This window comes from Ensifer sp. ENS11 (genome assembly GCF_014851895.1).
In the GTDB taxonomy this organism is placed as follows: domain Bacteria; phylum Pseudomonadota; class Alphaproteobacteria; order Rhizobiales; family Rhizobiaceae; genus Ensifer; species Ensifer canadensis.
The window spans coordinates 13891-34028 of record NZ_JACVAN010000008.1; the positions used below are offsets into that span (position 1 = coordinate 13891).

The 20138-nt window shown below is 61.5% G+C and carries 19 protein-coding genes and 1 tRNA gene; 10 read left to right on the plus strand and 10 right to left on the minus strand.

The genetic code is table 11. The features are described 5' to 3' along the window. The first annotated feature begins 1 nt into the window (after position 1). The 6 genes from ppk2 (at position 2) to IB264_RS16860 (ending at position 5646) form a co-directional block, all read left to right on the plus strand. Complete coding sequence (gene ppk2, locus IB264_RS16835; RefSeq protein WP_025424988.1) at positions 2 to 922, plus strand: polyphosphate kinase 2; 921 nt, start codon at positions 2 to 4, stop codon at positions 920 to 922. Positions 923 to 1031: 109 nt separating this feature from the next. After that, entirely contained in the window at positions 1032 to 1874 is an 843-nt protein-coding gene (locus IB264_RS16840) for a MurR/RpiR family transcriptional regulator (RefSeq protein WP_025424989.1), read from the plus strand. Positions 1875 to 2201: 327 nt separating this feature from the next. Further along, positions 2202 to 3665 carry an MFS transporter gene (locus tag IB264_RS16845; protein ID WP_057210807.1) on the plus strand — a complete coding sequence of 488 codons (1464 nt, stop codon included), beginning with the start codon at positions 2202 to 2204 and terminating at the stop codon, positions 3663 to 3665. After that, positions 3662 to 4321 carry an aspartate/glutamate racemase family protein gene (locus IB264_RS16850; RefSeq protein WP_057210809.1) on the plus strand — a complete coding sequence of 220 codons (660 nt, stop codon included), beginning with the start codon at positions 3662 to 3664 and terminating at the stop codon, positions 4319 to 4321. The genes IB264_RS16845 and IB264_RS16850 overlap by 4 nt, the downstream gene beginning before the upstream one ends. A 187-nt stretch (positions 4322 to 4508) precedes the next feature. Beyond that, complete coding sequence (locus IB264_RS16855) at positions 4509 to 5099, plus strand: ankyrin repeat domain-containing protein (protein WP_025424990.1); 591 nt, start codon at positions 4509 to 4511, stop codon at positions 5097 to 5099. 115 nt (positions 5100 to 5214) lie between these two features. Further along, positions 5215 to 5646, plus strand: a complete 432-nt coding sequence (locus IB264_RS16860) for a YHS domain-containing (seleno)protein (protein ID WP_107027573.1) — start codon at positions 5215 to 5217, stop codon at positions 5644 to 5646. Between the two features lie 11 nt (positions 5647 to 5657). On the opposite strand, the gene IB264_RS16865 is transcribed toward IB264_RS16860, so the two are convergent. Beyond that, positions 5658 to 7874 (minus strand): adenylate/guanylate cyclase domain-containing protein, encoded by a 2217-nt coding sequence (locus tag IB264_RS16865; protein WP_025424992.1) that lies wholly within the window; start codon positions 7872 to 7874, stop codon positions 5658 to 5660. 39 nt (positions 7875 to 7913) lie between these two features. Beyond that, a complete protein-coding gene (locus tag IB264_RS35155; protein WP_255569867.1) occupies positions 7914 to 8048 on the minus strand; it encodes a hypothetical protein in 135 nt (44 codons plus the stop codon). Positions 8049 to 8128: 80 nt separating this feature from the next. On the opposite strand from IB264_RS35155, the gene IB264_RS16870 reads away from it, so the two are divergent. Together IB264_RS16870 and IB264_RS16875 are read left to right on the plus strand one after the other, a co-directional pair. Continuing rightward, a complete protein-coding gene (locus tag IB264_RS16870) occupies positions 8129 to 9523 on the plus strand; it encodes a DUF1254 domain-containing protein (protein WP_057210812.1) in 1395 nt (464 codons plus the stop codon). An 18-nt stretch (positions 9524 to 9541) separates the two neighbouring features. Then, a complete protein-coding gene (locus IB264_RS16875; protein ID WP_025424994.1) occupies positions 9542 to 10567 on the plus strand; it encodes a DUF1254 domain-containing protein in 1026 nt (341 codons plus the stop codon). Positions 10568 to 10714: 147 nt separating this feature from the next. Here the strand turns inward: IB264_RS16875 and IB264_RS16880 are convergent, their stop codons facing one another. From IB264_RS16880 to IB264_RS16915, 8 genes are all read right to left on the minus strand, one after another. Then, positions 10715 to 10939 (minus strand): hypothetical protein, encoded by a 225-nt coding sequence (locus IB264_RS16880; protein ID WP_025424995.1) that lies wholly within the window; start codon positions 10937 to 10939, stop codon positions 10715 to 10717. Between the two features lie 57 nt (positions 10940 to 10996). Further along, positions 10997 to 11233, minus strand: coding sequence for a 30S ribosomal protein S21 (rpsU, locus tag IB264_RS16885; protein ID WP_025424996.1), 237 nt, complete (start codon positions 11231 to 11233; stop codon positions 10997 to 10999). 55 nt (positions 11234 to 11288) lie between these two features. Beyond that, the gene (locus IB264_RS16890; protein WP_025424997.1) at positions 11289 to 11573 is read right to left on the minus strand and encodes a hypothetical protein; all 285 of its coding nucleotides are present in this window, start codon (positions 11571 to 11573) and stop codon (positions 11289 to 11291) included. A 124-nt stretch (positions 11574 to 11697) separates the two neighbouring features. Next, complete coding sequence (locus tag IB264_RS16895) at positions 11698 to 11907, minus strand: cold-shock protein (RefSeq protein ID WP_025424998.1); 210 nt, start codon at positions 11905 to 11907, stop codon at positions 11698 to 11700. A gap of 518 nt (positions 11908 to 12425) precedes the next feature. Next, positions 12426 to 16199 (minus strand): methionine synthase, encoded by a 3774-nt coding sequence (gene metH, locus IB264_RS16900; RefSeq protein ID WP_025424999.1) that lies wholly within the window; start codon positions 16197 to 16199, stop codon positions 12426 to 12428. 349 nt (positions 16200 to 16548) lie between these two features. Then, the gene (locus IB264_RS16905; RefSeq protein ID WP_025425000.1) at positions 16549 to 17712 is read right to left on the minus strand and encodes an AGE family epimerase/isomerase; all 1164 of its coding nucleotides are present in this window, start codon (positions 17710 to 17712) and stop codon (positions 16549 to 16551) included. A 4-nt stretch (positions 17713 to 17716) separates the two neighbouring features. Next, the gene (locus IB264_RS16910) at positions 17717 to 18211 is read right to left on the minus strand and encodes a heme-degrading domain-containing protein (RefSeq protein ID WP_025425001.1); all 495 of its coding nucleotides are present in this window, start codon (positions 18209 to 18211) and stop codon (positions 17717 to 17719) included. Positions 18212 to 18222: 11 nt separating this feature from the next. Beyond that, positions 18223 to 19119, minus strand: a complete 897-nt coding sequence (locus IB264_RS16915; protein ID WP_025425002.1) for an ROK family protein — start codon at positions 19117 to 19119, stop codon at positions 18223 to 18225. 264 nt (positions 19120 to 19383) lie between these two features. On the opposite strand from IB264_RS16915, the gene IB264_RS16920 reads away from it, so the two are divergent. Next, a tRNA-Arg gene (locus IB264_RS16920) sits at positions 19384 to 19460 on the plus strand. A gap of 91 nt (positions 19461 to 19551) precedes the next feature. Next, positions 19552 to 20052 (plus strand): GNAT family N-acetyltransferase, encoded by a 501-nt coding sequence (locus tag IB264_RS16925; protein ID WP_025425003.1) that lies wholly within the window; start codon positions 19552 to 19554, stop codon positions 20050 to 20052. Positions 20053 to 20138 lie beyond the last annotated feature (86 nt).

A 20138-nucleotide genomic window follows, 5' to 3' on the forward strand; every position in this document is an offset into this window, starting at 1 on the left:
GATGAACAGATCAACTGGCGACTTCGAAGGACAGGATTGGCTCGAGGCGGAACTCGCCGATACGCTCGATGAAGACTATGAACTCGAGCTTTCCGAGCCGGCGCTTTCGGAAGAGATCCGCAAGATCTACCGCAAGAGCCACCCGCCGTCGCTGCCACGCATCGACTATTTCCGCGCTCTGATCGCGCTGCAGTCCGAGCTGATCAAGCTGCAGGACTGGGTCGTGCACCACAAGGAAAAGGTCGTGGTGATCTTCGAGGGGCGCGATTCCGCCGGCAAGGGCGGCGTGATCAAGCGCATCACCCAGCGGCTCAATCCGCGTGTCGTCAGGGTCGCGGCCTTGCCCGCCCCATCGGACCGCGAAAAGACCCAGTGGTATTTCCAGCGCTACGTGCCGCATCTACCGGCCGGCGGCGAGATCGTGCTGTTCGACCGCTCCTGGTACAATCGCTCCGGCGTCGAGCGCGTCATGGGCTTTGCCAGCGAAGACCAGGTCGAGCAGTTCTTCAACGACGTGCCGGAGTTCGAGCGCATGCTGGTGCGCTCCGGCATCCGGCTGGTCAAATACTGGTTCTCGATCACCGACGAGGAGCAGCAGATGCGCTTCCTGGTGCGCATCCACGACCCGCTGAAGCAGTGGAAGCTGTCACCGATGGATCTGCAATCGCGCGTGCGCTGGGAGGCCTATACCAAGGCCAAGGAAGAGACCTTCGCCAGAACGAACATCCCCGAGGCGCCGTGGCACATCGTCGAAGGCAACGACAAGAAGCGGGCGCGGCTGAACTGTATGGACCACCTGCTGCAGCAGATCCCCTATGAGGATGTGCCGCACGAGGAGATCACCCTGCCGGAGCGGGTGTTCAACCCGGACTACGAACGCAAGGTGCTGCCGCCTGAACTCTACGTGCCGTCAAAATACTAAGGCGACGTCAACGCGAAATGGCGCAGGCCTGGCTTTCCGGGCCTGCGCACTTGCAAACACCCCGTGGAAATCGGACAGTCCGTGAAACGACAGTTTCATGGAATTGGCAATGAGTCCCAAAGAGCGATCCTTCCTCACTCGCGTTCGTCAGGTCCTGCCGGAACTCCATCCGGCAGAGCGACGCCTTGGAGACTTTCTCTGCGACTTTCCCGGCGAGGTCGCCAGCTATTCCGCCCAGGAGCTGGCGGCACTGGCGCATGTGTCGAAGGCCACCGTATCGCGTTTCATCCAGCGGCTCGGCTATGAAAACTACGAAGAGGCGCGCCGCCATGCGCGCGCCGACAAGCAGACGGGATCACGGCTCTTCCTGGCGACAAGCGCCGATACGGCCGGCGAGCAATCCGTTACCGCCCATGTGGCCCAAGGGGTCGCCAATATCGAGGCGACCTTCCTTGCGATATCGGAAACACAGATCAACGCTGCGTCGGCAGCGCTGTTGAAGGCACGCAAGGTCTGGGTCATCGGCTTTCGTGCCAGCCACTCCTTCGCCACCTATCTGCAATGGCAGCTGACGCAGGTGATCGAGAACATCTCGGCCATTCCCGGAGGCGGCCAGACGCTGGGCGAACATCTCGTCAGCTTCACGCCCGACGACGTCGTCATCGTCTTCGGCCTGCGCCGCCGCATCGCCCTGATGGATGCGCTCATCAACCAGGTGGAAAAATCCGGTGCCCGCCTGCTTTATATCACCGACGAGGGCGTGCCCTTCCTCAGCCAGGCCGAGTGGCATTTCCGCTGCCAGACGCTGGCACCCGGGCCGCTCTTCAACCACGTCTCGGTCATGGCGCTCTGCCATCTGCTGACGACGCGTTGCATCGAAACGGCAGGCATCAGCGGCCGCAACCGTCTGCGCGGCATCGAAGCGTTAAACGACGCGCTCGAAGAGCTGTGATCGTTGTTTGGGCATCTGCCTGAAACAGCAGTGCATTATTCGATCACAAGAAACCACAGTTTCAAGTCGTAGATACCGACCAACGGCGCTCCATATCTTTGATTGAAAAGGAGAAACTGTAGTTTCTAACCTTTTGGCATGAAACCTGCATTCCTCAATGGCGTTGTTTCGAAGGTGAATTGTGCTGTCCGGCAAGAGCGCCCGTCAGGCGCGAAACGTCCGGCTCATCCGTTTCGGAGCAAGATTCTTGTATGAAACTGTGATTTCTTGATATAGCATCATGAAACTAAGTTTTCACGCCAGTTAAGCCATAAAGGGGAACAAACCATGGCAGCGGAAAATATGGTGCCGTCCGGCAAGTCTTCGCCGGTCATTCGACAATTGGAATCAGCCTTCACCAAGATCGGCGTCACCGGCGCCCACAAACAGATCATCGCCCTGGTTCTGATCGGCTGCCTGTTCGACAGTTTCGAGCAGAACACCATCGGCGTCGCCGGCCCGATCCTCAAGGAACATTGGGGCCTGACCGGCACGGATATCGGCTTCCTCAACACCATCACCTTCGGCAGCGCCGCTCTCGGCCGGTTGCTGTCGGGCATTCTCGGCGATCGCTACGGCCGCCGCGTGATGCTGACGATCAACCTTCTGCTCTTCACCATCGGCTCGGCCGCCTGCGCACTCGCGCCGAATTTCGCAGCGCTGTGCTTTGCCCGCGCCATTGTCGGCTTCGGCGTCGGCGGCGAAATCTCGACCGCGGTGACGATGCTGTCGGAATTCTGCTCGCCGAAATTCCGCGGGACGGCGGCCGGCCTCGTCAATGTTGGCGCCGGCGGCTTCGGCAACTTCCTTGCCCCCGCCTTCGGCCTGTTGATCTTCACGCTCTTTCCCGGTGAAAACAGCTGGCGCTGGCTTTTCGCCTCGCTGGCATTGCCCGCGCTGCTCGTGGTCTTCTATCGCCGGTTTGTGCCGGAGACACCGCGCTTCCTTGCTTCGCAGGGAAAGATCGACGAGGCCAACAAGGTGCTGTCGATTCTGGCCTCCGGATCACTGCGGCCCCGCAATCTGAAGGTTCAGGAATACCTGACCAAGGATCATCTCCAGGACGAAGCACCTGCCAAGAGCGACTGGAAGGAGCTTTTCCGGGCACCGTTCATCGGCAGAACCATTCCCGTCGCAATCGCCATCCTGATGAGCTACGGCGCCCAGCTATCGGTGCTCACATTGATGCCGATCATCTTCGTGTCGATGGGCTACACCCTGCAGGGCAGCCTGCTCTACAGCATGATCATCCAGAGCGGCAGCGTGCTCGGCGCCATCGCCGCCTCGATGTTCGGCTATTATTTCCCGCGCAAGAAAGTGCTGACGTTCGGTGCGGTCTTCGCGTGCCTGGCGGCCATTTCGATCGCCTATCTCGGAACCAACATCTACCTCGTCCTGATGTTTGGAGCGATCTTCCAGTTCTTCGTGCTTTTGCTCAACACCTCGATCTGGATCTACGCGCCGGAGCTCTTCCCGACACGCATTCGCGCCTTCGGCGTAGCACTTATCCTGGCGACAGGGTCGGCCGCGGGCTCCTTCGTGCCAACGATCTCCGGCATGCTGTTCGACACCTATGGCATGGTCGGGGTGTTCGGGCTGGCAGCCGGCATGTACGCAGTCTTCGCATTCTGCATCCAGCTCGGTCCCGAGACCTATGGCATGTCGATGGAAGATCTGGACCAGCCGGCGGACGCCGACCTCGCCAAGGCTGAGCCCAAACAGGTCAATGTCGGCATGGAAGTCAGAACGTGACCGCACATATCCTGTTGATCAACCCGAACAGCTCGCAGGCAACAAGCAGCATGATGCTCGCCATCGCTGAGCGGGCTGTAACCGGACGCACGGCCGTGGCAGTCGCCACGGCCGTGCGGAACCCGCAGATGATCGTCACGCCGCAGCAGCTGACCGCTGCGGCCGGCGAGGTCATCGAGATCGGCGCGGCCCATGGCGCCGGTTGCCTCGGCATCATCGTCAGTGCCTTCGGCGATCCCGGCCTTGCTACCCTCAGGGACCGTGTCGACATCCCCGTCGTCGGCATCTGCGAGGCATCGATGATCGAAGCCGCGCTGAGCGGCCGCAAGTTCGGCGTCGCAACCACGACGCCGGACCTGATCGAGGCCATCGACGACCGCGCCCGCGACCTCGGCCTTGCCGGCCAATATACCGGCATCCGCTGTACGCCCGGCGATCCGCTCGCGCTTGCCGGCGACGAAAAGCTGCTGCGGGAAGCACTCGACGAGGCGGTGCGGCAATGCATCGAGCTTGATGGCGCCGAGGCCGTCATCATCGGCGGCGGCCCGCTCGGCCAGGCGGCCGAACAGTTGCAGCCGCATTTCACCACGCCGATCATCGCCCCCATCCCTTGTGCGGTGGAGCGCGTGCTCGATCTGATGCGGGTCAACGCCTGACCCGCATCAGATCGATATATCGACCGTCAGAACTGGAAAACCGCTTCGCGCTTTTCCTGGTAGTGCTCTAAGCAAACGCCTCGCCCCCCGCTCCTTGCCGGGCGATTGACCTTGTTGACGGCAAGGACTCTGTGATATTTTCGAACATTCTTACATGCAAAACCGAAGCTGGGGCGGAGGTGGCGCTATGAACTATGTTTGTGCTTCGGTCGCCGGGCTAGCGTTTTTCACCTCGGCGGCTTTTGCGGGTCCCTTGCATGACGCGGCAAGAGACGGCGACGTCAAGCGCGTCACGCTGTTGCTGGATCAGGGTACCGACATCACCGAGCCGGATACGGCCGGCGAGCCGGCATTGCTGGTCGCGTCCCTTGCCGGACGGCCGGATGTCGTCGCCCTGCTGCTCGATCGCGGCTGCGACATCGAGATCCGCAACAAGGGCGGGCTGACCGCCCTGCACGCCGCGGCCTATGGCGGCAATCTCGACACCGTCAAGCTGCTGCTCGCCAAGGGCGCCGACGTCAACGACACCAAGAACTTCTACAAGATGTCGCCGCTTCATGCCGCAGCCGAGGAGGGTCACGCCGATGTCGTGGCTGTGCTGCTTACCCAAAAGGCCGAGGTCGAGGCGAAGGAACGCAACGGCTACACGCCACTGACACAGGCCGGCTGGCGCTCGCACTGGGACGCCGCCGAGCTTCTGCTGAAAGCGGGCGCCACCTGCCAGAAGGCCGACCTCGTCGGCGACTGGCTTTATACCGAATGCACGAAGCGGAAGTGACGCCAGAGCGTGCGCCAGCCGCATCCGGAATCGGAGAAGAGGAATGTTTTACAATCGATACGCATGCGCCGTCGGCCTCGCTGCGACGGCGTTTCTGGCACTGTCCGGGCCGATAATGGCGGAAGACCTCGTCAACACCGGCTACTTCGGCGATGTCGCCATCAAGGGCTACGACCCGGTCGCCTATTTCACCGAGAGCAAGGCGCTCGAAGGCTCGCCGCAATTTTCCTACCGCTGGCTCGGAGCGAACTGGCAGTTTGCCAGCGCCGAGAACCGTGAGCTTTTCATCCGCGAACCCACCCGCTACGCCCCGCAATATGGCGGCTACTGCGCCGACGGTGTGTCGTTTGGCACGGTGACCACCAATATCGATCCGAAGGCCTGGCGCATCATCGAGGGCAAGCTGTTCCTGAGCTACGATCCGGGTGCGGCAGAAGGCTTCGAGAAGAACCCGAACAAGCTGGTCGATTCGAAGAAGCACTGGTCTGAAGTGGAGAACACGCTCATTTCGGAAAAGCTCGGCACGACCTGGCAGGCGGCGCGCTGACCGGATAGCGATCACTGCTCGATCGAGAAGAATTTTAGCGCCTGCGGCGTCACGTGGATGAAGTCTGCGCCGCGCTCGCCCTTGGCCGTGTTGCGATAGACATAGCCGCAGACCATGCGGTCGAGGAAATATCCGTCGAATTTCTCGCAGAGCTGGTTGCCCTTCACCTCGGCGCGCCCGGTGATGTTTGTGTTGGCGCTGCGATAGGCGGTGTTGCCGGCCTTATCGAAGAATTGCACGAAGCTCGTGCCATTCTTGTGCTGCCCGGCCCAGGTCTTGTCTTGGGTCAGCGTGCCAAGTTCCGCCGGCCCGAGCCTGTCCGCCGCCGCCCCGACGAAGCCGAAGGGCCACTCCGGAATGCCGGCAGTGCGCAGTCCGTAGAGGTGGCGATTGAGGTCCTCTTCGCGCCAGTAATCATAGAGGTAGCTGTAATAGGTGAGGTTGGTGTCGGGAAAGAGCTGAAGCAGCTTTGCGCCCTCTGCCACCGCGCGCGCCCGATCGCCGCGCTGGGCATAGGCCGAGGCCAGATACTCCCGTGCAGCCTCCGCATTCGGTAGGGCCTCGCCGGCTGCTTCGATCAGCGGGATCGCCCGGTCGGTGTCGCGTGCGGTGTAGTAGACGATGCCCGCCAGCAGCCGGAAACTCGGAGACGGTGACGGATCGAGCCTCAATGCCCGTTCCAGATCGGCGATTGCCTGTTCGTGTTCGCCGGTTTGCGCCAGGATCAGCGCCAGGTTGGCAAAGGCCTCTGGATCGCTCGGCTGCGCCGTGACCGCCCTGGCGGCAGATTCCCGCGCCTCCGTTTCGCGACCGTCGACGAGCTGCAGCAATGCCAGCACTGTGTGCGCGCGCGCATTGTTGGCGTCGAGCTTCAGGGCCTGGCCGGCAGCGTCATAAGCGATCTTGCGGGCAACGGCCGCCGACCAGAGATAATTGTAGTCATTGCGCCAGACGTCGACGGCGACCCGCGCGATCCCCGCATGGGCATCGGCGAAACGCGGATCGAGATCGATCGCCTTCTGATAGAAGGCCAGCGTCTGGCGATAGGTATCGACATCGCTATAGATGAGCCCCTGCTGCTCGGCCCGCATGTAGTAGTCGTAGGCTTCGAGATTGTCGGTCGGGATGCGCGCCAGCTGGTCGCGTTCGCCTTCGCTGAGTTTGACCTCCAGCGCCGCGATGATCTTGCCGATGACGTCGTCCTGGACCGCGAAGAGATCGGCATATTGCCGGTCATAGCGCTCCGCCCAGAGCGATAGACCGCTCATCGCATCGATCAGCTTGACGTTGATGCGCAGCCGCTGGTCGGCCCGTTGCAACGTGCCCTCCAGAATGTAGTGAACGCCAAGCTCCGCTGCCACGTCCTGGATCTTCGAAGCGTTGTCCTTCATCGCGAACACCGAATGGCGAGCGATTACGAACAGGCCGGACACCTTCGAAAGCTCGGTGATCAGGTCGTCGGTCAACCCTTCGGCCAGATGGTCATGATCCCGGTCGCCGCTGACATTGATGAACGGCAGGACTGCGACGGATGGCTGGTCCGGCAGGGGATAGGCAAAGCGCTCGGTCGGCGTCTCCGGCAGGATGAGCGTCCACGGCTGCCACCAGGCGGCGACAAATGCGAGGAGCAACATGAGGGCGCCGGCAATGAGCATGCTCCTTCGCGCAAAATGCTGCTGCGTATCCTTGACGATGGTCTTGCCAGCGTCATCAGGGTCGAGAAGCACGTGATAGACGCGGATCGGTTCGGCCATCCCCCGGACCGTCTGCTCGCCGAGCGAGGCGTAGCCGACACTAAGCTTCAATCGAACCTGGTCGTAGGCCGTACCCGATATCGCGATGCCACCGGGCTCGGCCAGCCCCTGCACCCGATCGGCGGTGTTGACGCCATCGCCGTGAATGTCGTCGCCTTCAACGATGATGTCGCCGAGATTGATGCCGATGCGGAAATCGAGCCGCCGGTCAGTTGTGACCTTGTCGGCCTGTTCGGCCTTGCGCTGTTGGATCTCCACCGCGCAGCGGAGTGCATCGACGACGCTGCGGAATTCCACCAGCAGCCCGTCACCCATGGTCTTGACCAGCCGGCCGTGATGTTCGGCAAACTGCGGCTCCAGAATGTCATGCAGGTCGCTCTGGAAATTGGCGCGCGTTCCCTCCTCGTCGAGCCGGCTCAGGCGACTGTATCCGGCGACGTCGGCGATCAGGACGGCTGCGAGGCGGCGCTCCATCGACGGTCTCTTCACGTGCGATGTATTCCAGCGACGATGTTACCGCAGGTCGTCAGGCGCCGCCATCGCGTCGGCAGCGAACGGCACCAGCACCGTAGTAACTGTTACGTACTTGCGGTTTTCCGCCCATCGCGCACCATCGAAGCATTGCTGGCCCCGCACGGCTTTGCGCATGCCGTCGGATTGTCCTTCGGTTATCTGCTTTGCGCGCTCATCCGGAGGATTTTGCCATGATTAAACGACGGACCATTCTGATGTACGGCGCGCTTGCTACCGCGCTTCCCCATGTGACAGCCTTGCCGTCCTTCGCCGCAGATGCGGCCCTCACGCCTGATGACGCGCGGGCGATCGCCAAGGAGGCAACGATCTACGGATTTCCGCTGGTCGACAATTACCGCGTGCAACATTCCTATTTCGTCGACGCCGGCGGGCCGGAGTTCAAGGCGCCGTGGAACACGCTGTTCAACAATGCCCGGGTCTATACGCCGGACGACAAGGCGATCCAGACGCCGAATTCAGACACGCCCTACTCCTATGTCGGCGCGGATCTCAGGGCCGAACCGTTGGTGTTCACCGTGCCGGCAATCGAGAAGGAACGGTACTACTCGCTTCAGTTCATCGAACAGTACACCTTCAACTTCGCCTATGTCGGCAGCCGCGCGACAGGCAACGATGCCGGCAGCTACCTGCTTGCCGGGCCGAACTGGAAGGGCGAAACCCCTCCCGGCATCAAGGACGTCATCCGCTCGGAAACGGAGTTTGCCTTCGTGCTCTACCGCACGCAGCTCTTCAATCCTGGCGATATCGAGAACGTCAAGAAGATCCAGGCCGGCTACAAGGTCGAGCCCTTGTCGGCATTTCTCGGAAAGCCGGCGCCTGCGCCCGCCCCCGCCGTCGACTTCTTCACGCCGCTCAGTGCGGAGGAGGAAAAGACGTCGCCCGAGGTCTTCAGCGAACTCAACTTCATTCTGCAGTTCTGCCCGACCGATCCTTCGGAAAAGGAGCTGATGGCACGCTTTTCCGAGCTCAACATCGGTGCTGGCAAGACATTCGACTTCACGGCCTTCCCGCCGGATATCCAGAAGGCGATCACCGACGGCATGGCCGACGGCTGGGCGGCCTTTAAGGAACACAAGGAAACCATGATCGATACCGGCAAGCTCTCGAGCGCCGACTGCTTCGGAACCCGAGCCTTCCTGAAGAACGACTACATGCAGCGCATGTCCGGTGCTGTGCTCGGCATCTACGGCAACTCCAAGGAAGAGGCGATCTATCCTGCCTATTTCATCGACGATCAGAAGCAACCGCTCTCCGGCGCGAGCAAATATGCGTTGCGCTTCGAACACGGCCAACTGCCCCCCGTCAATGCCTTCTGGTCGCTGACGCTCTACGAACTGCCGGCAAGCCTGCTCTACGCCAATCCGCTCAACCGTTATCTCATCAATTCGCCGATGCTCCCGAGCCTGAAGCAGGATGCCGACGGCGGCCTGACGCTTCATGTCCAGAACGAGAGCCCAGGCGCAGATCGGGAGAGCAATTGGCTACCGGCTCCCAAGGGCCCGTTCTTCGTGGTGATGCGCCTCTACTGGCCAAAACCCGATGCCCTCGACGGCAAATGGAAAGCCCCGCCACTGAAATCTGCGACATGAGCAGAGAGGATGACCAGCATGAATACATTTCGAACCACTGTTGCTCTCGCGGCGACCCTTGCCTTGATCGGCATCCTGCCGGCCACCGCCGCAGATCCTGTAATCGTCGGAGTCGACAATTTCATCCGCGCCGAGAGCGACATGTATGCCGCGGCCATGGTCAAGGACGGGGCGCTGGGCAAGTTCCTGCACCGCCGCGAGCCCGCCTCGATCGACAACCAGACGGTCATACGCCTCAACCGCGACACGCTCTATTCCTCGGCGGTGTTCGACCTTGATGCCGGTCCTGTCACCATCACGCTGCCCGATGCAGGAAAGCGCTTCATGTCGATGCAGGTGATCAACGAGGATCACTACGTGCCCGAGGTCGTCTACGATGCCGGAGAGCACACGCTGACGAAGGAGGGTGTCGGCACGCGCTATGTCGTCGTGGCAATTCGCACGCTCGTCGACCCGGCCGACGCCAAGGATATCGAAGCGGTCCATGCCTTGCAGGACGCGATCAAGGCCAGTCAGGCGAAGAGCGGCAGCTTCGAGGTCCCCGCCTGGGATCCGGCGAGCCAGAAGACGGTGCGCGAGGCATTGCTCGTGCTCGGCGCGACGATGCCCGACTTCAAGAAAGCCTTCGGGACCAAGGAGCAAGTCGATCCCGTTCGCCATCTGATCGGCACGGCGTCGGGCTGGGGCGGGAATCCGGATAAGGATGCGGTTTATCTCAACATCACGCCGACCAAAAATGACGGCGCGACTGTGTACAAGCTCGATGTGAAAGACGTGCCCGTCGACGCATTCTGGTCGGTGAGCGTCTACAATGCTGCCGGGTATTTCGAGAAGAACAAGTATGATGCCTACACGGTCAACGATATCACCGCGAAGAAGGGCGATGATGGCACGGTGGCGATCCAGTTCGGCGGTTGCGACGGCAAGATCGCCAACTGCCTGCCGACAACCAAGGGCTGGAACTACGCGGTGCGTCTCTATCGGCCGCGGCAGGAAATACTGGATGGAAAGTGGCAGTTTCCTGAGCCGAGCGCGGTCAACTAGCCCGGCGTTGGAACCAACTGCACAAACATTGCCTAGCCGCGCGTCGAGTGGGATGCGCGGCGGGCGGACGATCTATCAAGGAGGTTATGTCGGGCTTGGTTGGCAGAACATTGCCGGGCAATGGCTGCGCCCGGCCGATGAGCGCAATCAGGCGCTCGTGCGCTTGCGTGCCGGCTGGCGCTTGGGCGCCGGGGCCACGGGTTCGGCGTCAGCCTCCTGCAACAACCGCTGAGCCTTGAGCTTTTCGGTCTTCTTCTCGCGCGCCAGCTTTTCCGCCGCAACGATACCGCGGGCCGTATGGTCGGTCGCCGCAGCCTTGTCGGCTGCCGACAAACGCTCAGGCTTGAAAAGATCTTTCTTCGTCGACGTCATGCGTACCTCCTCGCTCGGGCGTGGACCGATGCCGAAATCGGCATCGGTACCTCAGATTTAGCGGGTGCGGACAGCCTTCTTCGGTGCCGGCAGCAGGCCTTCGCGCTGAAGCTTCTTGCGCGCGAGCTTGCGCTGGCGACGAACGGCTTCGGCCTTTTCGCGAACGCGCTTTTCCGACGGCTTTTCATAGGCGCTGCGCGCCTTGAATTCGCGGAACAGTCCCTCGCGCTGCATTTTCTTCTTCAGAATGCGGAGTGCCTGGTCGACGTTGTTGTCTCTGACGAGTACCTGCAAGATGTATCCTTCCCTTTGGTTGGGGCCGCACATCGGCGGACCGAGATTGCTGTAGCTATCTTCCGATCCGGATGCGCGACGGTTTCAGCCAGGGTTCACCCTTGGCAATGATGCGCGACGGTCCCTCTTCGATGGGAGAGGCCGCCTCAGTGGTCTCGACGTCGCTTGCAACGATGCGACGTTCGAAGTTCTCGCCGTCGAAACGGACGCGATATTGGGTCTCGCCGTGGTCGGCGGGCAGAACACCGATGATCCGGCACGTCCTGACGGCGGGTGCCAGCTTGGTGAAATCGGCCCTTACGGTCACCGTGTCGCCAACGGCACAAATTCTGCGGGTCATGATAGTTTCCTTCCCCGGAATGTGCAGGGTCCGGACGCAAAAAGGCCGGGCTTCACCCGACCTCTTCCCGTCAATCAAACGTCCCCAGCCAGTACATCCGTGGTCGGGGGAGGCAGATGACGATTCATTCCGCCCGGAGATTGTCGGCAGAGTTCTTGCCGGTCTTGCGGTCGCGGACGATGTCGTAGGTGACCTTCTGGCCTTCCGCCAGCGAGCCCATGCCTGCACGCTCTACAGCGGAAACATGAACAAACACGTCGGTCGTACCGTCATCCGGCTGGATGAAGCCAAAACCCTTGGTGCCATTGAACCACTTTACAGTGCCTGAATTCATAACGATCTCCTTTCAATCGTTGATTTCGCTCGACGGGTATTCGCCGAGCCGTGTCGATGTTGAGAGGAAATCTGACAACGCTTTTCAGCGCTTTGACAAAGGTCGCAAGCAATATTCGATTGCACCCATATAATTCTTTTTTCGGGATTTTCAATGTTTCATTTGGAATACGGCCCGAAATGCAGCGGCACTGCCGAAAAACAACGTTGAATCACGTTCGTTTCGATTGGAATCCTTTCGGAATTTCCATCCCATTATTTTTGGGCGCCTCAAGAAATATATTGGCGCTACCGACCATAAACGACGAATACAGAGCAATAGCCCAGTTCAGGAAAGCATAGAGGCTTCAAGAAATCGGCAAGTGCCGGCATCGCCAAGCGCTCGGCGCAGTTTCATCTTGGATTGAGGCAAGTGGGAAAGACGGTTTCGCCGCATGGCCGGCCTTGCAGACCGCCTCGCTTCAAGCGCGAGACTGACGGGCATGATTGCCCGCCAGCACTATTGTTGGATTCCCGAGATTACTCGGCTGCCTCTGCTTCGGGCATCGGCACGTAGTTGAGGATCGGGGACAGCCAGCGTTCGACCTCGCGCACCGGCATACGCTTGCGCCCCGCATAATCCTCCACCTGATCCCGCTCGACCTTGGCGACACCGAAATAATAGGCCTCGGGATGGCCGACATAGAGACCGGAGACGGACGAACCGGGCCACATCGCAAAGCTCTCGGTCAAGGTCACGCCGATCGCCTTTTCGGCGTCGAGCAACCGGAACAGCGTTTCCTTTTCCGTATGGTCGGGCTGAGCCGGATAGCCAGGTGCCGGGCGAATACCGGCATAGGGCTCACCGACCAGGTCCTGCGGCGAGAATGTCTCGTCCGCAGCATAACCCCAGAGTTCCTTGCGCACGTATTCATGCATGCGCTCGGCAAAGGCTTCGGCGAACCGGTCGGCCAGTGCTTTGACCATGATCGACGAATAGTCGTCGTTGGCGCGCTCGAAGCGCTCGGCGATCGCCACTTCCTCGATACCGGCCGTGACGACGAAGCCGCCGAGATAATCTCTGCTGCCGCTGTCGACAGGTGCGACGAAATCCGACAGCGCCACGTTCGGTCGCCCGTCGCGCTTGCTCAGCTGCTGACGCAGCGTGAAGAAGGTGCCGAGCGTCTCGCCGCGCGTTTCCTCGGTAAACAGCCGGATGTCGTCGCCGACGGTTCCGGCCGGCCAGAAGCCGACGACCGCCTTCGGGGCAAACCATTTCTCGGCGATGATCTTGGCAAGCATGGCCTGCGCATCCTCGAACAGCTGACGTGCGGCCTGCCCTTGCTTCTCGTCATCGAGGATTTTGGGATAGACGCCCTTCAGTTCCCAGGTCTGGAAGAACGGCGTCCAGTCGATGTAGCGCGCCAGCTCGTCCAGCTCCCACCCCTGAAACACCCGCGTACCGAGAAACGAGGGAGCCTTGGCCTGATAGCCGCTCCAGTCGATCTTGTGAGCATTGGCGCGCGCCTGCGATAGCGGCAGGCGGCGCTTTTCCGCCTCGTTGCGAGCATGGGCGTCGGCAACCTTGCGATATTCAGCGCGGATCGTCTCGACGTAAGAGCCCTTGGCTTCCGACGACAACAGGCTGGAGACGACCCCGACCGCACGGCTCGCATCGGTGACGTAGACCGTCTGGCCGCGGTCGTAGCGCGGATTGATCTTGACCGCCGTATGCACCCGGCTCGTCGTCGCGCCGCCGATCAACAGCGGGATATCAAAACCTTCGCGCTCGAGCTCCGAGGCAACATGCACCATCTCGTCGAGCGATGGCGTGATCAGGCCGGAAAGGCCGATGATGTCGACCTTCTGCGCCTTGGCCACCTCGAGGATCTTGGCGGATGGCACCATGACGCCGAGATCGATGATCTCGTAATTGTTGCAGGCAAGCACGACGCCGACGATGTTCTTGCCGATGTCGTGCACGTCGCCCTTGACCGTCGCCATCAGGATCTTGCCGGCGCTCTGGCGCTCGCCTTCGCCACCGGCGGCCAGCCGCTCGGCTTCCATGTGCGGAAGCAGAACGGCAACCGCCTGCTTCATCACGCGCGCCGATTTCACCACCTGCGGCAGGAACATCTTGCCCGAGCCGAAAAGATCGCCGACGACATTCATGCCGGCCATCAACGGACCTTCGATGACATGCAGCGGCCGGGCGCTCGAAAGCCGCGCCTCGTCGGTATCGGCCTCGATATATTCGGTGATGCCGTTGACCAGCGCGTGCTCGAGTCGCTTTTCGACCGGCCATTCACGCCAGGAAAGATCTTTCTCCTTGGCCTGGGCGCCGCCCTGTCCGCGATAGCGCTCGGCAATCTCCAGCATGCGTTCGGTCGAATCGGCGCGGCGGTTCAGGACCACGTCTTCGCAGGCCTCGCGCAGCTCGGCATCGATGCCGTCATAGACGGCAAGCTGGCCGGCATTGACGATGCCCATGTCCATGCCCGCCTGGATGGCATGGTAGAGGAACACGGCGTGCATCGCCTCGCGCACCGGTTCGTTGCCGCGGAAGGAGAACGACAGGTTGGAGACCCCGCCGGAGATGTGCACATGCGGCAGCGTCGCAATGATTTCGCGCGTTGCTTCGATGAAGTCGACGCCGTAGTTGTTGTGTTCCTCGATGCCGGTCGCGACGGCAAAGATGTTCGGGTCGAAGATGATGTCTTCGGGCGGGAAGCCGGCTTCTTCGGTCAGCAGTTTGTAGGCGCGGGTGCAGATCTCGACCTTGCGCGCCTTGGTATCTGCCTGCCCAACCTCGTCGAAGGCCATGATGACGACGGCAGCGCCATAGGCGCGGCAAAGCCTGGCGTGATGCAGAAACGCCTCTTCGCCTTCCTTCATCGAGATCGAGTTGACCAGCGGCTTGCCCTGGACACATTTCAATCCGGCCTCGATCACCTCCCACTTCGACGAATCGATCATGACGGGCACGCGGGCGATATCAGGTTCGGAAGCGATAAGGTTGAGGAACTCGACCATCGCCTGCTTCGAATCGATCAGGCCCTCGTCCATGTTGATGTCGATGATCTGCGCGCCGTTGGCGACCTGATCGCGGGCGACATCGAGCGCTGCGGAATAGTCGCCGGCGGTGATCAGCTTGCGGAACTTGGCCGAGCCGGTGACGTTGGTGCGCTCGCCGACATTGACGAAGGGAATGTCTGAGGTGAGCGTGAAGGGCTCGAGGCCCGAGAGCCGCATCAGCGGCGCGACATCGGGGATCAGGCGTGGCGGGTGTTTGGCAACCGCCTTGGCGATCGCGCTGATATGGGCGGGCGTCGAGCCGCAGCAGCCGCCGACGATGTTGAGGAGACCGTCGCGGGCAAAGGCTTCGACCTGGGCTGCCATCTGGTCCGGGGTCTCGTCATATCGCCCGAATTCGTTTGGCAGGCCGGCGTTCGGATAGGCGCAGACGAAGGTGTCGGCGACACTCGAAAGTTCGTCGATGTGCGCGCGCATGGCATTGGCGCCGAGCGCACAGTTGAGCCCGATGGTGAAAGGCTCGGCATGGCGCACGGAATGCCAGAACGCCGTCGGCGTCTGGCCCGACAGCGTACGGCCGGAAAGATCGGTGATCGTGCCGGAGATCATCACCGGCAGTTCGATACCCTTCTCTGCGAACACTTCCTTGGTGGCGAAGATCGCCGCCTTGGCGTTGAGCGTATCGAAGATCGTCTCGATCAGGATGATATCGGCGCCGCCGTCGATCAGGCCGCGGATCTGTTCGGCATAGGCGATCCTGAGATCGTCGAAGGTCACCGCCCGGTAGCCCGGATTGTTGACGTCAGGCGAAATCGACGCGGTCCTATTCGTCGGGCCGAGCGCTCCGGCGACGAACCGGCGACGGCCGTCATGCGCTTCGGCGCGCCTTGCCGCCCGGCGCGCCAGGCGGGCGCCGTCACGATTGAGGTCGTAGACCATGTCTTCCATGCCGTAGTCGGCCTGGGCAATGCGGGTCGAGGAGAACGTGTTCGTTTCCAGGATGTCGGCGCCGGCGATGGCGTAGGAATAGTGGATGTCCTCGATCGCCTTCGGCTGCGTCAGGGTCAACAGGTCGTTGTTGCCCTGCTGATGGCAGGCACAACCGCCGAAGCGATCGCCACGGAAGTGATCCTCGACGAAACCCAGCTGCTGGATTTCCGTGCCCATTGCACCATCCATGATCAGGATGCGCTCGCTGGCCGCCTGCTTCAGCGCCCGCATGACTTCGGAGCCATCCGGCTTGGAGGAAAGGTCGCCGAAAAGGGCGTCGATGGCGGACATGGGAAATCTCCCGTTCTGAAAACGACAAGCAATAGTCAAGTCAATCACATAAAGACATCTTTATGTCAACATATGAACGGATTTAATTTGCCGCAATGACGTTGGCTTGGTAGCCTTGGCGCATGCGGTTTCAGTCTGCGCACAGGAGCGACAGAAAGGCGATTCCGCCTTTTGGGTGAACGCCACGGCAAAGAAAATGGCCCGCCGCGACCGCAGCGAGCCATGCGAATGCCATCAGAAGACAAACTCAGAGCGTTTCTGGCTTAAATTGAGCCGCGGAAACGCTCTGTCGCTTCGTTTTTCCGCATTTCCTGACGGAAAACCGCTTCGCACTTTTCCTGGAAATGCTCTAAAGACGGCCGAGGCAATCCTGCGTTTCATAGATGGCGCAGAGAATATGGTAGAAACTGCTCGCCGGCACCGGTTCGTCGACGAAACTGCCATCTGGTTTCTGCTTGTCGCGCCACAGCCCGGCCACCGGTGTCTCCAGGAACAGGTTGAGTGCCGAAGCCGCCCGCGCCGCCGAGGCGAGATAGCGCTCACGCTCCGCGCCTTCTGTGAGGGCTGCAAAACGAACCGAAGCCTTCAGCCATTCCGTCTGCGGCCAAAGCCGTGCGATCGGGTCGGCGACCGAGAAATCGTCGAAGAGCGTCATGACCGCGACATTGCGGGTCGGGCAGATGCCGTGCGCCTCGCCGATCGCAAACAGCCGCCGCGCCTTGACGATCGCCTCGGCATTGCCGCGCCGCTCGGCCCAGCGCAGCAACAGCCACGCCCATTCGAACAGATGGCCGGGCTCGACGATACGCCCCTTGTCACCCGGGAACGGCGCCCAGTCGTGGTCGAAGAACTCCCGCAACGCGCCGGTACCGCCGTCGATGAAATGATCCATCGCCAGATGCGCGATCTCGTCTGCAAGGTTGAACCAGGCGACGCGATCAAAGCCGACGACCTCCTCGCTCGCCAGGCACGCTTCGAACAGATGCATGTGCGGATTGGAGCAGAGCGGCAGCCGCGACGGATCGTCCTCTTCAAAGCCGATGAGCGGGTGCTTGCAGTGGGCCTCGATGCGTTGGCGCAAACCGTTGCTGCGCTCGATCATTTCCGGCCTGCGCTCGGGGAAGACCTCGGCCAGATAGGCAAAGGCCAGCAACGCGAAAGCCTGATTGTAGAGGTCGAAGGCGGCATCGATGAGGTTGCCGTCGGCATCCGCAAGCGCGCCGTAAAAGCCCGTCGGCTGCAGATAGACCCGATCGAAATAGGCAAGCCCGCCCTCGGCGGCACTCTTCCAGTCGCCCGCCCAGCCGCGCCTGCCGGCCTCGGCGAAACAGTAGACCTGACGCGGCTGCACCCGCGCCCGGCGATTGGCCCGCGTTGGCTCGCCGGCCATGTCGATGGTTTCGGCGAAACCGCCGCCCGTGGCATCGACGCCCTTTTCGCGCCAGAGCGGCAGGGCCCTTTCGGCCAGCCACGCCGACAAGATAGCGGATTGCGAGAAAATATCCTGCGGCAACGGTTCAGCCCTCGAGCTTCAGTTCATCATGGTTCTTGCCGAGCAGCTCGGCCAGCGCCTCGACCACCATGTTGTGGTCCTCGCGCTGCGGCAGGCCGGACACGGTCACCGCACCGATGCAGCCCGTGCCCTTGACGACGATCGGGAAACTGCCGCCATGGGCCGCATATTCGGCATCCGGAAGCCCGAGCTTCGCCTGCAGATTGGTCTGCTGCTTCAACAGCCCGAGGCCGGTCGAGTAGCTGCTCTTGAACAGGCGAAAAACGGTGTTGCGCTTGCGGCGCACCCAGTTCGGATTGTCAGGCGTCGCGCCCTCAAGCGCGGTATAAAACACCTGCATCGAAAACAGCGTGACATCGATGACGACGCCGAGCTTGCGTTCGGCGGCCATGCGGCGCAACGTCGTGCCCAGTTGCCATGCCATTTCCAGGTCGAAACTGTCGAATTGCAGCTCGCGCTCCTGTTGGCCGATGCGCTTGAGATCATTGTCGATATTCATGAAGCCTCCGCTCAATCCTTCCAGAGCCAAGCCGCGCCGCGCACGCCGGAACTGTCCCCGTGCATCGCCTTGCGAACAGGCGTTTCGAAACTGTCGCCAAAGAGGTAGTTGACCACCCGCGGCGGCACATCCTCATAGATCTCGTCGACATTCGACATGCCCCCGCCGAGCACGAAGACATCCGGGTCGACGATGTTGGTCAAAAGCGCAAGGCTGCGCGCCAGCCGGTCGACGAAACGATTGTAGACGCCTGTTGACGCCGGATCGCCGGCCCGCTTCGCCTCGATGATATCGCGACCACGCTTTTCGACGCCGGTGGTCAGGCGATAGTCGAGCTCGACCCCGGTGCCGCAGGCGTACATGTCGAGGCAGCCGTGTTTGCCGCACCAGCATTTGTGGCCGGGATACTCGTCCTTGGTCATCCATGGCAGCGGATAGTGGCCGATTTCGGCGGCGACGCCCTGGTAGCCGGCATGCACCTTCTTGCCGATCGCCAGCCCGCCGCCATGGCCGGTGCCGACAATCACGCCGAACACTGTCTGCGCGTCCTTGCCGGCACCGTCGACTGCCTCCGACACCGCCAGGCAATTGGCGTCGTTGGCGAGCCGCACCTTGCGGCCGAGCGCCTGTTCGAGGTCGCGCCCGAGCGGCTTGCCGTTGATCAGCACAGCGTTGGAGTTGCGCACGATACCGGTGCGCGGATTGGGACTGCCGGGAATGCCGATGCCGATCGATCCTTGTTCGCCCGCCGTCTTTTCGGCGGCGGCAACAAGGCCGTGAACGGCCAGAATGCAGTCGTCATAGCCGCTGGTCGGGGTCGCGACGCGGTGGCGGGCGCGCGTTTCACCATCGCGATCAAGCGCGATGACTTCCATTTTCGTGCCGCCCCAATCAATTCCGATGAACATGTCTGGATCAGGTCTCTGGGTGAAGGTCGCATGAAGGAGCGCCAGCCTCCTCAAGCCGGCGCTGATCACTGCTTAGCATCCGAAAGACGGGAAACACCAGCCCCCGATTTCGGCACGCCTCGGTAGAGGAGGAAACCGGATTGGACAGGCGCCTTCCGCAATCCCCTGCATTCCCGGCACCGCACGCCATGCCCTATTTCGCGAAGGCACCGCGCAAAAACACTTGGCGAAGAGGCCTTGCTTTTGTATGGGTGCTATCCGAGTGGTCCCGTAGCTCAGCAGGATAGAGCACCAGATTCCTAATCTGGGGGTCGCGCGTTCGAATCGCGCCGGGATCACCATCCTTCTCGTCAGCAGGACAAATCACAGGCGCGACGCTCCGCCGAGCCGGCTCTTGCGATGCCGATGCACCCGATGCCGATGTAAGCGATCATGGTTCAGCTGCTTGTGACCTACATGGAAATGCGCACTCGGCCGACTGGCGAGCCTTTGCTGCCGCCTGTCGAGGGCACGGCGTTTGCGCCTGAGCGCTTGGCAGCAGAGGAATTCCTCTCGCTCTACCGCGCAGTCGCCGAACCTTTGCGCTGGGATCAGCGACTGCGCATGCCTGCCGATGAGCTCGATGCCTTTTTGCGCAGCCCGTCGACCGCGCTCTATATCCTGCGGGTGGAAGGCAGTGCCGTCGGGCTCTGCGAATTCGAGCGCGCTGACACTTCCGATGTCGAACTCACCCATTTCGGCCTGATCCCGCAAGCGCAGGGAAGAAGGCTGGGGCCGTTTCTTCTCGATGGCTCACTGCGTGCCATCTGGGATCGGGCACCGGATCGCGTCTGGCTGCACACGGATACCTGGGATCACGCCAAGGCACAGGACACCTATCGCCGCGCCGGCTTCGGCATTTTCATGCAGAGGCTCGAAGAGTTCAGCGTCTAGCCAACCGATTGCCGCGCATTCACGAAGCCGTGAGTTTCTGCCCGTTCTCCGGCACAAAACATGCCCTCATCCATTTCCCCAATGAA

Coding starts and splice junctions, on each gene's coding strand:
- IB264_RS16880 (WP_025424995.1), bottom strand. CDS start 10,939: ATGACGTCGACGAAGAAAGATCTTTTCAAGCCTGAGCGTTTGTCGGCA.
- ppk2 (WP_025424988.1), top strand. CDS start 2: ATGAACAGATCAACTGGCGACTTCGAAGGACAGGATTGGCTCGAGGCG.
- IB264_RS16910 (WP_025425001.1), bottom strand. CDS start 18,211: ATGAATATCGACAATGATCTCAAGCGCATCGGCCAACAGGAGCGCGAG.
- IB264_RS16865 (WP_025424992.1), bottom strand. CDS start 7,874: ATGGAGCGCCGCCTCGCAGCCGTCCTGATCGCCGACGTCGCCGGATAC.
- IB264_RS16855 (WP_025424990.1), top strand. CDS start 4,509: ATGAACTATGTTTGTGCTTCGGTCGCCGGGCTAGCGTTTTTCACCTCG.
- IB264_RS16840 (WP_025424989.1), top strand. CDS start 1,032: ATGAGTCCCAAAGAGCGATCCTTCCTCACTCGCGTTCGTCAGGTCCTG.
- metH (WP_025424999.1), bottom strand. CDS start 16,199: ATGTCCGCCATCGACGCCCTTTTCGGCGACCTTTCCTCCAAGCCGGAT.
- IB264_RS16915 (WP_025425002.1), bottom strand. CDS start 19,119: ATGTTCATCGGAATTGATTGGGGCGGCACGAAAATGGAAGTCATCGCG.
- IB264_RS16845 (WP_057210807.1), top strand. CDS start 2,202: ATGGCAGCGGAAAATATGGTGCCGTCCGGCAAGTCTTCGCCGGTCATT.
- IB264_RS16870 (WP_057210812.1), top strand. CDS start 8,129: ATGTACGGCGCGCTTGCTACCGCGCTTCCCCATGTGACAGCCTTGCCG.
- IB264_RS35155 (WP_255569867.1), bottom strand. CDS start 8,048: ATGCGCAAAGCCGTGCGGGGCCAGCAATGCTTCGATGGTGCGCGATGG.
- IB264_RS16895 (WP_025424998.1), bottom strand. CDS start 11,907: ATGAATTCAGGCACTGTAAAGTGGTTCAATGGCACCAAGGGTTTTGGC.
- IB264_RS16925 (WP_025425003.1), top strand. CDS start 19,552: ATGGTTCAGCTGCTTGTGACCTACATGGAAATGCGCACTCGGCCGACT.
- IB264_RS16860 (WP_107027573.1), top strand. CDS start 5,215: ATGGCGGAAGACCTCGTCAACACCGGCTACTTCGGCGATGTCGCCATC.
- IB264_RS16875 (WP_025424994.1), top strand. CDS start 9,542: ATGAATACATTTCGAACCACTGTTGCTCTCGCGGCGACCCTTGCCTTG.
- IB264_RS16890 (WP_025424997.1), bottom strand. CDS start 11,573: ATGACCCGCAGAATTTGTGCCGTTGGCGACACGGTGACCGTAAGGGCC.